We start from the raw sequence: 12,708 nt of genomic DNA, 5'->3' as shown, positions 1-12,708 counted from the left end.
TTTTGTTAAATCGCTTATTAAATTAACGAGACCATCGCGCAATACATCCTCCAACATCTATGTTTAAACTAAATATAAAGACTTAAATTCCCTCGCCATCCTCTCTGAGCCAAAAATTAATTGATATTACAGGAAACTCAAACTCCTCTGACAACTCTTCGTGATTCAAAAGGCTTGCTAGATTAATTGTACAAATAACTACTTCTGCACTTCTTTGATGACAATTTGAACCCTATCTCAAATCTGCCTCAGACACACCAATTAAGTCCGTAATAACCTCCACTGGTGAGTTAAACATAGCTGCGATATCTTCCGCAGTAAAGCCTTGGTGAATCATTTGCGTGAACATCTGTTTCCGCGTCCTTAACATGCCGATTTGTTCGCCTTTCGCAATGCCTCGTCGCTCACCTTTTTCAATACCTCTTTCAATGCCTCGCTGTTCACCTTTTGCGAAGCCCGTTTCTTCACCCATCTCATAAGCAATACTTAACTCAGCATCTCGGATATCTAAATATTTCTGTCTTCAATCTAACACTTTCTGTTCCTCCTCAGTTAAGTTTGCCGGATCCATTAATTTATAAGCATCAACTACTACCTCAGGTGCATCTGGCGCAGGCTTCAGCCCTTAAGAAACTGCCAACAATGCTTATACTTAGCATCTTCACTTATATTATAATTAGTTAAGCTCACAAAGGTCCACTCGATACCATTATAATTCTGGAATATTTTTAATGGTTCATTCGTCAAGGAGCCTTTGCACACAAAAGTCCGAATCCCCTTAGGCTCATCTTCAGGAAACAGCGCAAAATCAAGAACAGCTATACTATGGACTGTCTGCAAACTCACATATCTATTATCTTTCTTTTGCTTTTAAGCGAACTTCAATCCTTCTTGTTCCTCCACTGTCTCTTCTGCTATGTCTTTCCTACCATAATTTCGCCGATAAGCCGAACTAGCATAATACAAAATCCGCTCCAGAAAGCCTACATGTGGCAGAACTTGCATCTCAATTGTCACATACAGATTATTTCGATCTCTGACTAAGATATCTACCTCCGTATAATCCATCTTCCCAATATTGGCAAACTAATTATAATGATACGGATTTTCAAATACAATCTCCGTATATCTTTCACCTAAGATAGCTTCCAGAAAATCTTACGTAATCTCCTCATAACCACTGCTGGCAAGTACACGCTTGAAAAGCATATCATTGGTCGGTTTCATTTTCATATACACACCCCATTCTATATCGTATGAAGAGTTGCCCCTTCATATATATACTCGTTTCAAGGCGTAAAACCATCTGGTCAATTTTTAAACTTTTAATTATCTCCTGAATACATGATATCTACCAAACATCATTTAAAACATCAAAAAACAGCCACATCCCCCCGGACGCAGCTGCACATACCTTTTCATTCACATAAAAGAACAAGCCACATATACCAACCTAATGTCCTACTCCACCTCATCATCAAAAGCCATTCGTTCCGTAAATAACGGACTCACCGATTGATTCTCATGGATACGCCGTATTGCTTCTGCAAGTAAGGGAGCTACGGAAACTTGCTCCAACTTCGAAATCCGCTTAGCTTCAGGCAAGTGAATCGTATCTGTCACCAACAAACACTCAATCGGCGACGCTTCAATCATCTGAGCGGCATTGCCTGAGAGGACGGCATGGGTTGCTGCTGCATACACAGATTTAGCCCCATACTCTACTAAAGCATCGGCTGCCGTTAAGGCGGTCAAGCCGGAGTCAATGATATCATCAATAATAATTGTCGTCTTATCAAGGACATCGCCCACTACGCTTGCGTGGGAATAGCGCCGGTCTACTATCGCAATTGGTGCTTGCAGGAACTCCGCCAATTTCCGTGCCCGGGTTACTCCACCTTGGTCCGGTGAAACAACTACCACATCGTCTCCGGCTAATTGCCGGTCGATTAAATAATCGGCAATTAAAGGTACCCCTTGCAGATGGTCCACCGGCATATCGAAGAAGCCTTGAATTTGATTAGCATGCAAGTCTAGCGTGACAATTCGGTCCGCTCCGGCCAACTCTAGCATATTCGCCACTAACTTTGCTGTAATGGGTGTCCGAGGGCCATCCTGTTGCTCCTGGCGTGCATAACCATAATACGGCAAGACGACATTAATTTTCTTTGCACTTGCTCGCTTTAAAGCATCAATCATAATCATCAGTTCCATAATATTATCACTGATAGGAAAAGACGTTGACTGAATCACATAAATATGATCGCCCCGAATACTTTCTTCAATATTAATTTTAATCTCACCATCAGCAAACTGTGTTGCATCTAGCTTCCCTAATTCAACTCCCAAATGCTCAGCAATCGCAGCCGCCAAAGACTGGTTAGAACTCAAAGAGAAGACTCTTAAATTAGAATGTTTATAGTTTTTCGCAATCATTACAAGCCTCCAATACACATTACTTTCACCCAAAGCCTAAATATCAAACGCATCTAATTTCCCTCATATTACCACATTTTCGCAGGGGACTAAAGTTTAAATATTCCCTAGTGTCAGCTTATATATTTTCCGTAAGTTGTATAAGCAAATGCATAAGCATTAAAGAAAAAAATCAGTGAATACGATGTACTAAATAGCTATCAAACCATTAGTAAGGAGTATTCACTGACATGATAAATTCTACCACAACAGGCCGTCGATTTAAGCACTTCACCCCTGAAATGCGAGGACGATTAGAGCAGATGTATCAAGAAGGGCGTATTCTCAAGTCCAAATGGCAGAGATACTCGGTGTTAGCCAATCTGCTGTATCACGAGTGGTAAAACGCGGAAGAGTTCGCCAGAAAGATTATAACGACAAGTACTACACACTTATATCGCTGAAGTCGGTTCTCGTGTTTAACAAGAAAATCGAGCTAATTGCCGTGTTAAAAGCATCTATCGCTATAGTCAGCATTTCTTTAGTGAACTTGAAAAAGCTTTGTTAACACCAACTAAAGAACGCATTTTCAGTGTTGACACCTTTGTTCATTCCTACCGAAGAAACAATTCATTAGAGCTTGTGTCCTGCACCAAGACTGTCTATCAATACATTGATCAACAGCTCTTGAAAGTCCTCAACATCAATTTGCTAATGAAAACACGCTTACGTCCCCGAAAGCAACAGTCACCCCCATGGATCTAATACAAAAGTTTTGGATCGCAGTATTGAGTTGCGGTGTGTAACCGTACTATCTCGGGAAAAGTTTGCCCACTGGGAACTTGATTGAGTTCTCGGCAAGAAAACAAAAGGAGAACCATGTGTCATCACGTTAGTTGAGCGTAAGACACGTAAACTCATAACTAAAAAAACTGGAATCGAACTGCTGAAAAGATTGAGGTAGCCGTATTGAAGATGATTAAAAAAGAAGGAGTTGAGCGCTTTAAGACAATTGCAACGGACAATGAATCTGAGTTCTCTACGTTATCGAATCTTGAGCATCAATGTGAAGAGACTAAAATTCATTTTAACCATGCTTATGCAGCGTGGGATAAAGGAACAAATGAAGGTCATAATCGTATTTTACGTGAATTCTTACCTAAAGGAGAGAGTCTAAGAGAATTAACCTATCGAGATTTCATAAAGCTATAATTCTAGAGCATTCTGGTACAACTGTTGACCTGCTTATTTCAGTTAGTTTACCTGTCTCTCTTGACCTTTCAAAAATCACTAAATTGTTACTATCCAGATTCGGAACTAATAAATAATTTTCATCTCTACTTAGAGTGAAGTCACGTGGCGTAAGCCCCCCGGATTCTATTCTCTGAACTTGTTCTAATTGTCCAGAATGATTAATTTTAAAGACATTAATTACATCATGATAACGACTTGAAGTATAAATATATTTTTCATCATTTGTCATTTTTATGGCTGCACTATGAGCTGTTTCTTTAAACCTATCTGGCACTAAATCATACACATTTTCTACTTCTTTAAGTAAGCCATGATTGTCTAGGGAAATAACTTGTAAAGTGTTATTTAATTCGCCTATTACATACGCTCTTGGACTTTTTTCAGAAAGAATTAAATGCCTTGGGCCTGAGCCAGCTGATAAGCTAATTTCATTCAATAGAGGATATCTCTTGCTTTCATCATTCAAGTAGACAGCAACATGATCTGTCCCCAAATCACAAATATATAACAAGTCATCTCTAAGAACTACACAATGAGGTCGAGATCTGGTTTGCTCTTTACGAACACTGGAGCCACTTCTTGCGATTCCTTCAATTGGTTTAAGCTGATTCTCTTGTAAGTCATAAATATCTATTTTGCTAGTATGGTATTGTGACACAAATATCTTTTTATTTCGATTATCGTAACAGATATGGCAACCAGCAACTTCGCTATTTATACAAGTATCAATCCATTCAAGTTGTCGATTATTTATTCTAAATACTGATAGTCCGCCCTCTTTTTGTTTATTACGATCAATTGAAAAAATATATCCAGCTTCTTTATCATACTCAATGTATGTTGGATAACTCATTTCTCTCAATGTTAAAAAGTTTGAGCTTTTTCCTTCTTCTGAGATTGATATTGTGTTTATACCTTTATTTATTGTATTAGTATATCCACCTAATATATACTCCGCCATAATAATCAACCTTTCTAACTATTTTATTTATATTAACAATTATAACTTCTATTTGAAGCAATTATAATAACTCTTCTTCCACATACTAACAGAAATGATTGTTCTGAAAAAAGCTTTCATTACTGATAATATATAGACAGACAAGGAGGTGATGAAATAAATTATGGAAGCAAAAAAACGACAAATTGAATTCATCAAACTGTTAATTAAAGAACAAGAAATATCTAGGCCTGCAAATTACTATAGTAAAATTCTTAATGTCTCTACGAAAACTATCTATTCTGATATTAAAGATATCACCTCACTCTTAAAATCCTGGGAATTAAACATTTCCTCGAAAAGAGGTCTTGGAATCGTATTAGAAGGAAAGCAATCAGAGAAATATAAATTAATCCAGCATTTGGGAGAAAGTAATGACGATAAGTATACACCTATCAACCGCAGACTCATCATTGTTAAAGAGGTATGTTTTTCGGATAAAAAAGTAAGTATCGAAGTATTAGCACAAAGTTTTTTTGTCTCAAAAACTTCTATCTATAATGACATAGAATATTTAAACAGTATAAATAGCGAAAAAGATGTTAATTTTTCAATTGATGATAAATATGTTTATGTTAATGGGACTGAAAATAATATACAAGTATCCATTAAAAAAATCCTCTATAATTTAATTGATAAGAGCGAAAATAAAGAATTTAAAGATGTATGCTTAAATCTATTTGACAGAAAACTATTTTATGAAATATGGCATTTTTATCAAAAAAACAGTATTAATATTCCATTAGTTTACAGAAATTCTTTAATTTTATCGACTCTAATATTCTATCAAAGATATGTTTTAGGTTATCGTGTAAAAACTACTCCAAATGAAAAATCAGTTTATCAAACATTAGGTCTTCATCGCACCTTTCAATATATTAATAGCATTAATAAACAACTTGGAATTCAAATGAATAAAGACAACTTTTTATTCTTAGCCTATCAAATCGAAGCCCATAATATTTCAAAAGATATATTAGCAGACGATAGACACGAAAAGGCTATTCAAGATTTTTTAGAGCTCATGGAAGAAATAGAAGGGATAGACTTTTTAGAAAACTTCCAACTCTATCAGTCTTTGATTAATCATTTTCCTGCTATGATACTAAGACTTCAAATGGGGATTCGCATTGCTAATCCTCTTCTAAGTGAAATAAAAAAAGAATATTCTAAATTATTCGCAGTCCTATACTATGCACTTTCTAATATAGAAGATGAATATCAAATTCAATTAAACGATGATGAAGTCTCTTTAATATTAATTTATTTCCAAATAGCTATTGAAAAGTACGAGAAAAACAAATCAATTTTAGTAATCTACAGTAAAGACATCCAAAATAAGCAGCTCGTCTTAAACAGAGTCAGAAATTCAATTCCTAGTAAAAATGAAATAGAATTTATTGATTCACAAAACCTTAATCAGGTAAGGTGGGAAAAATATAGACTAATCATTAATACTGCTCCAAATGTTCTAGATGAAGATATTCCGATAGAGAAATACATAAGAACATCTAGCATTATTAATGAAGAAGACCAAGTTAATATTATTCTCAAATATGCTGCTGCCAATATGCTTGAAGGCACGTCAGATTACGACTTGCTAGAGGATTATTTCGACGAAAAAAAAATTTTCCTAAGGTCAGCAATACGTAATAAATATGACGCTTTAAACTTCTTATTAGACGAACTTGAAGCATCCGGCAATGTTAATTATAACTATCGTGAAAGTATATTTAATAGAGAAGCACTAGGCTCTACCTATATTGATAACCAAGTTTCCATGCCACATGGTAATCCATCTGATGTCTATAAATCAAGTATTTCTTTTATAACCTTTGAAAAACCTATAAGATGGGGAAGTTATAAAGTAAAAATGGTTATTTTATTAAGTATCTGCGAAGGTGATGCGAAAAATATCAAAAGTATCATTGAAGCAATTCACGTTATAATCAGTAATCAATCATTACTGGAAAAACTATATCGAGTAGATGATGAATGTGAATTCATCCAAATCCTATCAGATGCTTGGAGGAAATAGTATGGAACAAATATCTACTAAATTAATAGCACTTAATCAAGATGCTAAGAATTGGGAGGACGCCTTAATAATAGCAGGAAATATTCTGGAGGTTAATGGATATATTACAGCAGATTATACTCACGAAATGATTAATGCGGTACATGACCTTGGACCTTATATTGTAATTGCACCTGGTATTGCTTTTGGACATGCACGACCCTCAAATTCTGTAAAAAGAACAGGTTTCAGTATAGTTACTTTAAATAAACCCGTAGAATTTGGAAATAAGGAAAATGATCCAGTCTCTATTATAATGGCATTATCAGCAATAAATAGCGAAGATCACCTTAATACATTACAAAGATTAATTGAGTTTCTACAAGTTGAAAAGAATATCTCCTATCTTAAACAAGCTAAAACAGAACAAGATAAAGAAACTATAATTAGATTAATAAATAATGGAGGGGATAAAGATGCGTGAAATATTAAACTTTATTATATTTCAAATTCTTAATAATTCAGCTATTTTCCTTGGCATAATAGCTCTAATCGGTTTACTTTTACAGAGAAAAACCTTAGCTGAAACAATAGATGGTGTTGTTAAAACGATTGTTGGTTTAGTGATCTTAGATGCTGGTGCTGGTATTATCTCAAATTCTATAGCTCCTATTGTAGACTTATTGAATAAAAGTACAGGAATTAATGGTGTTTTGCCGGCAAACGAAGCTGCTTTCGCTATCGCAATGGAGACACTGTCTACAAATATTGTTTTAAGTTTCTTACTTGGATTTATACTGCACTTGATTCTAGTTAAAATAATACCGAATAAAAATTTTAAACATGTCTATTTAACTGTTCATCAAATGTTGATTGTCTCCTCATTCTTGCACGTAGCCTTACCCTATGTAATAAATGTCAGCAATACTTTACTTATTATCATTGCAGCAATTCTATTAGCTCTTTATTGGACAATCGGACCCGCAATTGCTCGTATATATACTAAAGACTTCACAGATGATGAAATTACTTTAGGTCATGCGAACCATTTAGGTGCTTGGCTAGGAGGTGTGATTGGTAATTTAGTAGGGAAGCCAGAAGAAGATGCTGAAAACTTAGAACTTCCGGGTATTCTGTCTATATTTAAAGACACTACTATTTCTCTAGCATTCATAATGCCAATTATTTATATTATAATTGGACTGATTGTTGGATCTGATGGAATAGTAACCTTATCTAATGACACAAATTGGTTCATTTGGCTTTTCCTTAGTGCTATGCAATTTACCGCAGGTTTTGTCATTCTAATGAGTGGTGTTAGGATGTTTACTGGATCGATTGTTCCAGCATTCCAAGGAATTGCTGATAAATTTCTTCCTGGTGCTGTACCAGCCCTCGATGTAGCTGTATTCTACGCCTTTAGTCCAACTGGCTCTCTTCTTGGTTTTCTAGGTTCAATTCTCGGAACGATAATTTACGTTATTTTCTCACTGATTGTCAGAATAAATGTCATTGTCTTCCCTTCACCTATTATTATGTTCTTTGATGGATGCTTAATAGGAGTAGTGGGCAATAAACGTGGTGGTTGGAAAGCAGCATTAATTGCTGGTGCAATAGCCGGTTTTATAACACACCTAGGGTTTGCATTCCTTTATCCAATGACAACAAGCCTATATGGCTCTGGTTTAACATTCTCTAATATTGATTATTCCTTAGTTTGGTTACCACTGATGTGGTTCTTGAGATTATTTAGTTAATCGTCACTATATCATTATATTTAGCGTAACCTCATAAACTCCACGTAAAAAATGGTAAAATTTGCTCATGGACAACCAAATAGATGATTTTCTTGAATGTTTGACGAAGTATATTGATATATTTTCAAAGGAGTATTTTCTCAAAAATCAAACGCACGCTAAAGAAGCCTCAAAAAAACAATAATTTGAAGCAATTCTAAAATATTTAGCTTAGCCTTACCTTACTGGCAATACTTTACCTATAAGCTTTGAAGTGAATCAAGATGCATGCAACAGAAACTATGATATAGATATGTGTACGAACTCCTATATGAGTGTGTTCCAAGTTGTAATCGATTACAATCTGGTTATTACCTCACTCAGATGCCCTTCGTTGCCGATAGAGTTTCTGCTAAGATTTCGAAGGCCGTTGCTATGGAGTGTACAGATGATTATCGTCTTTGGTCTTTGTATAGAAGACTAAACCATGCTTACGATCAGAGAAGTAATGATTAGGATATTGCTAATATAGTTTCTTAGATTAGATACGACAACGTTATTTTCTGTCACTTGCGGTCAGGATAATAACCGTTATAGATCATTTCTAACCGGTACATATAAGAATCCCTTCTGGCAAATTTTGGATATCTGCTTTATCCGATTAAGTGTTCCCTTTGTTTGTGTAATTGAGTGGGATGACGGGATCCATCTCATGGTGTTTACACCAATTATAAATGGCCTAGTTATCGTGCGCACCATCTGCGATATAAAGTGTCTCCTTATATGTTAAGATGAGACGTATAAATTCATCCATGACAAAGACATTGGTTATGGTATTGTGGTTGTGGTGTTGTGCATACATAATTCTGAAGTGTAGCGATAATCGATTTTAAGGTCAACGATGTGCGTATTAAGTAAACATTCAAATTGACCATATAAATTAATGCTTTGACAGCTATCTTATTCCTAACGAGCATTGCAATTTGTGAACCATCCGGGGCAGGTACAAACATATCTGTTTTTACAATCGTACTTTTACGGATATAGGGCGTGAGCGTGTTGGGATAGATGTTCCATCATCAGATACTATTAAGTCCTGCGACAAGAGACCGAGGGCTTTTAATCGGGCAATGGCAATATCGAAAAATAAATGTTGTAAAGGACGTTCGGAACGATGTGGGCACAGCGCTTGACGTTAAGCTCGTTCAACGATTTTTCGTGTCATATCTTTTAGTTCGCCCTTTAGCTTTTGGTTTTTCTGGCCTTTCACCTTACGGTGTCCTGGCAAGGTTCTAGTGAGGATGCTGTCGTTGAAGAGACATATCCGATTCTTGAAAGCATAGAAAGACCCAAACGAAGAGATGTCCTCACGGAAAACAAAGCTAATGATGACCCTTAAGACAGGTGTTGTCTTGCGGATTCGATGGAGCTGGGCAAATGAAATATGCATTTGAACACTTAAAATAAGTGCCCGAAGTATTTCTATTTGTTTATTTTACTCGGCCTACCTGTATCGAATAAAGTGAGGCAAGTGTCTGATGAGCATTATTTAAATCGAGGTGCTTAAAGAGTTTAATTTCATACGTAAATGATTCTTGAAATTGTAAAGGATTCTGGCTAAGTGAGCGTGAAATAGATTTAAGATACTCTTCACCGGCGATTATGGGACGTTTTCGAAAAGCCAAGTAAAATGCTTGAAAATAAATATATAATAATTGCATCAATAACTTTATAAAATATGGAGGATAATCATTTAGCTAGGTGCCAAAAACATTGATATAATAGACAAAAAATTAGTTTATGAGGAAATATATTATTTAATTAACGGAGGAAGATAAAATGAAAATTGTATGTGTTTGCGGTTTTGGTCTTGGAACGAGCGTTATGGCAAAATCAAATTTAGAAAAAATACTTACAGAAAATAATATTCAGGCAGAAGTTGATGCTATTGACATTGGTAGTATTAATTCAGCACCAGCAGACTATTATATTACAACAAAAAATTTAGCTAATAACATACCTTTAAATCTTCAAGATCGAACTATTGTACTCACAAATATTGTTAGTAAGAGAGAAATGCTAGAAGCGGTTAGTGAGATTGAAAATCTTATGGAAAAGTAATAGTTGTAGTTTTTAACCTGAATTCTCTCCTTTTTTGTAAAACTTTTTAAATTCAACTGACTTAAATCCTATTTTACCCAAAATATAATATCTATAACTTGGTCGACAACAACAAAAATGTTGATGTTGTCGACCTTTCTCTATTGACTTTTTTCCTGACTTTCGTTGTTTAAAATTAATTTTCTATTTTAAAACGGTGATATCATACGCTTTATCGTCGTTTTCTTTTATATATTTTTGTCCACTTATGTTCACTTATTATTAAAATCATGATATAATAGTCTTAACGACTAAGTGAGGTGAAATCGATGTATGTAACGGTAAGTGGGTCCGGGGAATATCGGGTGATTCAATTCGTTGAACAACACCGTATTCCCAATACCAAGAAGAAGAAAACAAAGGTTATTGAAACAGTTGGGAATTACGAAAAGATGCTTGCGGAAGATCCCGACATCATGGAAAAGCTTAGAGCAGAAGCAAAGAAACGCACGCAAGAAAAGAAAAATGCTAAGCAACCTGCCCAAGTAGAAATAAAGAAAGAACTATTGAATGATATATCTCAGTCACATACCAGCTATCACATTGGCCATTCTGTCATATTACAGATGTGGAAAGACTTAGCGATAGATACATTCTTCGCGAAGCATTTAGCTAAACGCTATCCTAGGAAAGTACAAGAAGCTATCTTCTCACTCGTTCTACATCGGATGCTAGTCCCCCAAAGTATTCGGGCCACTCACCGTGATTTGCCTTTCTATGCCGGTGTCCGTTGCTACCATAAAGATCTCTATTATCAAGTATTGGATGTCTTAGATGAACTATCGGATGATCTGATGAATCATCTTTATAAGCAATTTGAGCAGAAGACGGAACGTTCAGGTCCTGTTGCGTACTATGATGTCACTACATTCTCCTTCGAAAGTGTCCAAGCTGGAGAACTTCGCATGTTTGGTTATTCAAAGGACCACAAGAACAATGAAGTTCAAGTCGTGATGGGACTTCTTATGGATAACCAAGGGATTCCTATCAGCTACCAATTATTTCCAGGAAATACAATGGATCAACGAACACTGAAAGACACTGTGTCCGAACTAAAACAACGCTACAATATGGACAAAATCGTCATCGTAGCCGACCGTGGTCTCAACTGTAAGGATAACCTCGCCATGTTAGTTGAGAAAGGTCATGACTTTGTCATCAGTTATAGCTTGAAGAAGGCCCCTGCGTATATCAAAGAAGTTGCCCTAAATGAAGGTGACTGGCAGACTGTGAAAGCAGAGGGTCAAGGAAAGGTTTACTACCGTTCAAAAATCATTGAGTATCTCCTCGATGTGAAAGTTGAGTTAACAGAAGAAGAGAGGAAGGCTTTACCTAAACGCCCCGGAAGGCCTCGCAAGTACAAGACGATACAAATTCCCGTACATATTCATGTGACGTGGGAGGCGAAGCGAGCGGCAAAAGACCGAAAATATCGAGAGAAAAGTGTTGAGAAGGCACAAGAAGCTGTTGATCAACCAAGCAAATTGAAGTCATCAGTGAAACGTGGCCGTAATCAGTACATTCACTTTGATGCAGATACTGAAGGCATCGAATTAGATGAGGCAAAAATTCAAGAGCAAGCCATGTATGATGATTATTATGCCATCATCACGAATCAACTAGACCTTACGACAGCGGAAGTCATCGGGACCTATTGTGGTTTATGGCAAATTGAGGAGAGTTTTCGTGTCTTGAAGACGGATTTACGCTCGCGACCCGTCTTTGTTTGGACGGATGCACATATTCGAGGTCATTTCGTTCTCTGCTTCTTAAGTCTTTGTCTTATGCGTTATTTACAGTATCGTGTCAAGAAAAGTACTGGGTTATCGATATCATGTGATGCACTCAGTCAGTCTATGGACGAAGCGATTGTGACTGCCTTAGGTCATTACCCAGACATCCAATTGGTTCCAAGCAACATCAGCCAAACTTATTTAACAATACAGAAGGCAATGAAGATGCCAGAACTTTTAACCATTATGACACGTTCTGAATTTAAGAAAATTACTCAACTAGACTTGAATAAGAACTATAATCTCTAAGTGGACATATTTTCCACCTAAAAAACAGCCTTAAAAACCGTTATATCAACGTTTTAAGACTGTTTTTTGATTATAAACAATGAA

General features: G+C 36.0%; 12 protein-coding genes. 7 read left to right on the top strand and 5 right to left on the bottom strand.

Features of this window, described 5'->3' with window-relative positions:
* Positions 1 to 232: 232 nt before the first annotated feature.
* The 3 genes from CL176_RS02650 to CL176_RS02635 form a co-directional block, all read right to left on the bottom strand.
* The gene (locus CL176_RS02650) at positions 233 to 472 is read right to left on the bottom strand and encodes a hypothetical protein (RefSeq protein ID WP_118989931.1); all 240 of its coding nucleotides are present in this window, start codon (positions 470 to 472) and stop codon (positions 233 to 235) included.
* A gap of 398 nt (positions 473 to 870) precedes the next feature.
* Positions 871 to 1,068, bottom strand: coding sequence for a PD-(D/E)XK nuclease family transposase (locus CL176_RS02640; protein WP_118989929.1), 198 nt, complete (start codon positions 1,066 to 1,068; stop codon positions 871 to 873).
* Positions 1,069 to 1,461: 393 nt separating this feature from the next.
* Entirely contained in the window at positions 1,462 to 2,433 is a 972-nt protein-coding gene (locus CL176_RS02635; RefSeq protein WP_338053762.1) for a ribose-phosphate diphosphokinase, read from the bottom strand.
* Positions 2,434 to 2,666: 233 nt separating this feature from the next.
* Here CL176_RS02635 and CL176_RS12185 point away from each other — a divergent pair, with 233 nt between their 5' ends.
* Both CL176_RS12185 and CL176_RS02625 read left to right on the top strand, forming a co-directional pair.
* On the top strand, positions 2,667 to 2,819 hold the full coding sequence (locus CL176_RS12185; protein WP_162890791.1) for a hypothetical protein: 153 nt from the start codon (positions 2,667 to 2,669) through the stop codon (positions 2,817 to 2,819).
* Between the two features lie 571 nt (positions 2,820 to 3,390).
* A complete protein-coding gene (locus CL176_RS02625; RefSeq protein WP_118989926.1) occupies positions 3,391 to 3,627 on the top strand; it encodes a hypothetical protein in 237 nt (78 codons plus the stop codon).
* Here the strand turns inward: CL176_RS02625 and CL176_RS02620 are convergent.
* The gene (locus CL176_RS02620; RefSeq protein WP_118989925.1) at positions 3,614 to 4,630 is read right to left on the bottom strand and encodes a lactonase family protein; all 1,017 of its coding nucleotides are present in this window, start codon (positions 4,628 to 4,630) and stop codon (positions 3,614 to 3,616) included. The genes CL176_RS02625 and CL176_RS02620 overlap by 14 nt on opposite strands.
* A 163-nt stretch (positions 4,631 to 4,793) precedes the next feature.
* Here CL176_RS02620 and CL176_RS02615 point away from each other — a divergent pair, with 163 nt between their 5' ends.
* The 3 genes from CL176_RS02615 to CL176_RS02605 are packed head-to-tail and all read left to right on the top strand — an operon-like array spanning position 4,794 to position 8,443.
* Positions 4,794 to 6,707 (top strand): BglG family transcription antiterminator, encoded by a 1,914-nt coding sequence (locus CL176_RS02615; protein ID WP_118989924.1) that lies wholly within the window; start codon positions 4,794 to 4,796, stop codon positions 6,705 to 6,707.
* 1 nt (position 6,708) lies between these two features.
* A complete protein-coding gene (locus CL176_RS02610; protein WP_162890790.1) occupies positions 6,709 to 7,170 on the top strand; it encodes a PTS sugar transporter subunit IIA in 462 nt (153 codons plus the stop codon).
* Positions 7,163 to 8,443, top strand: a complete 1,281-nt coding sequence (locus CL176_RS02605) for a PTS ascorbate transporter subunit IIC (RefSeq protein ID WP_240430572.1) — start codon at positions 7,163 to 7,165, stop codon at positions 8,441 to 8,443. Before CL176_RS02610 ends, CL176_RS02605 begins: the two co-directional genes overlap by 8 nt.
* Before the next feature lie 1,174 nt (positions 8,444 to 9,617).
* On the opposite strand, the gene CL176_RS12180 is transcribed toward CL176_RS02605, so the two are convergent.
* Positions 9,618 to 9,872, bottom strand: coding sequence for a hypothetical protein (locus CL176_RS12180; protein ID WP_162890789.1), 255 nt, complete (start codon positions 9,870 to 9,872; stop codon positions 9,618 to 9,620).
* A gap of 389 nt (positions 9,873 to 10,261) precedes the next feature.
* Between CL176_RS12180 and CL176_RS02600 the strand changes: the two genes are divergently transcribed.
* Positions 10,262 to 10,543, top strand: coding sequence for a PTS sugar transporter subunit IIB (locus CL176_RS02600; protein WP_118989922.1), 282 nt, complete (start codon positions 10,262 to 10,264; stop codon positions 10,541 to 10,543).
* 308 nt (positions 10,544 to 10,851) lie between these two features.
* Complete coding sequence (locus CL176_RS02595) at positions 10,852 to 12,624, top strand: IS1634 family transposase (RefSeq protein ID WP_118989921.1); 1,773 nt, start codon at positions 10,852 to 10,854, stop codon at positions 12,622 to 12,624.
* Positions 12,625 to 12,708: the final 84 nt, after the last annotated feature.

The organism is Suicoccus acidiformans, from assembly GCF_003546865.1.
Taxonomy (GTDB): Bacteria; Bacillota; Bacilli; order Lactobacillales; family Aerococcaceae; genus Suicoccus; species Suicoccus acidiformans.
Note: the sequence above shows the minus strand (reverse complement) of the source record. Positions and strands in the feature narration are given on the sequence as shown.

What these genes read in the sequence shown, in the direction of transcription:
- CL176_RS02650 (WP_118989931.1), bottom strand. Translation starts at nt 472, where the DNA reads ATGGGTGAAGAAACGGGCTTCGCAAAAGGTGAACAGCGAGGCATTGAA.
- CL176_RS12185 (WP_162890791.1), top strand. Translation starts at nt 2,667, where the DNA reads ATGATAAATTCTACCACAACAGGCCGTCGATTTAAGCACTTCACCCCT.
- CL176_RS02640 (WP_118989929.1), bottom strand. Translation starts at nt 1,068, where the DNA reads ATGGATTATACGGAGGTAGATATCTTAGTCAGAGATCGAAATAATCTG.
- CL176_RS02620 (WP_118989925.1), bottom strand. Translation starts at nt 4,630, where the DNA reads ATGGCGGAGTATATATTAGGTGGATATACTAATACAATAAATAAAGGT.
- CL176_RS02595 (WP_118989921.1), top strand. Translation starts at nt 10,852, where the DNA reads ATGTATGTAACGGTAAGTGGGTCCGGGGAATATCGGGTGATTCAATTC.
- CL176_RS02625 (WP_118989926.1), top strand. Translation starts at nt 3,391, where the DNA reads ATGATTAAAAAAGAAGGAGTTGAGCGCTTTAAGACAATTGCAACGGAC.
- CL176_RS02605 (WP_240430572.1), top strand. Translation starts at nt 7,163, where the DNA reads ATGCGTGAAATATTAAACTTTATTATATTTCAAATTCTTAATAATTCA.
- CL176_RS02615 (WP_118989924.1), top strand. Translation starts at nt 4,794, where the DNA reads ATGGAAGCAAAAAAACGACAAATTGAATTCATCAAACTGTTAATTAAA.
- CL176_RS02600 (WP_118989922.1), top strand. Translation starts at nt 10,262, where the DNA reads ATGAAAATTGTATGTGTTTGCGGTTTTGGTCTTGGAACGAGCGTTATG.
- CL176_RS02610 (WP_162890790.1), top strand. Translation starts at nt 6,709, where the DNA reads ATGGAACAAATATCTACTAAATTAATAGCACTTAATCAAGATGCTAAG.
- CL176_RS12180 (WP_162890789.1), bottom strand. Translation starts at nt 9,872, where the DNA reads ATGCATATTTCATTTGCCCAGCTCCATCGAATCCGCAAGACAACACCT.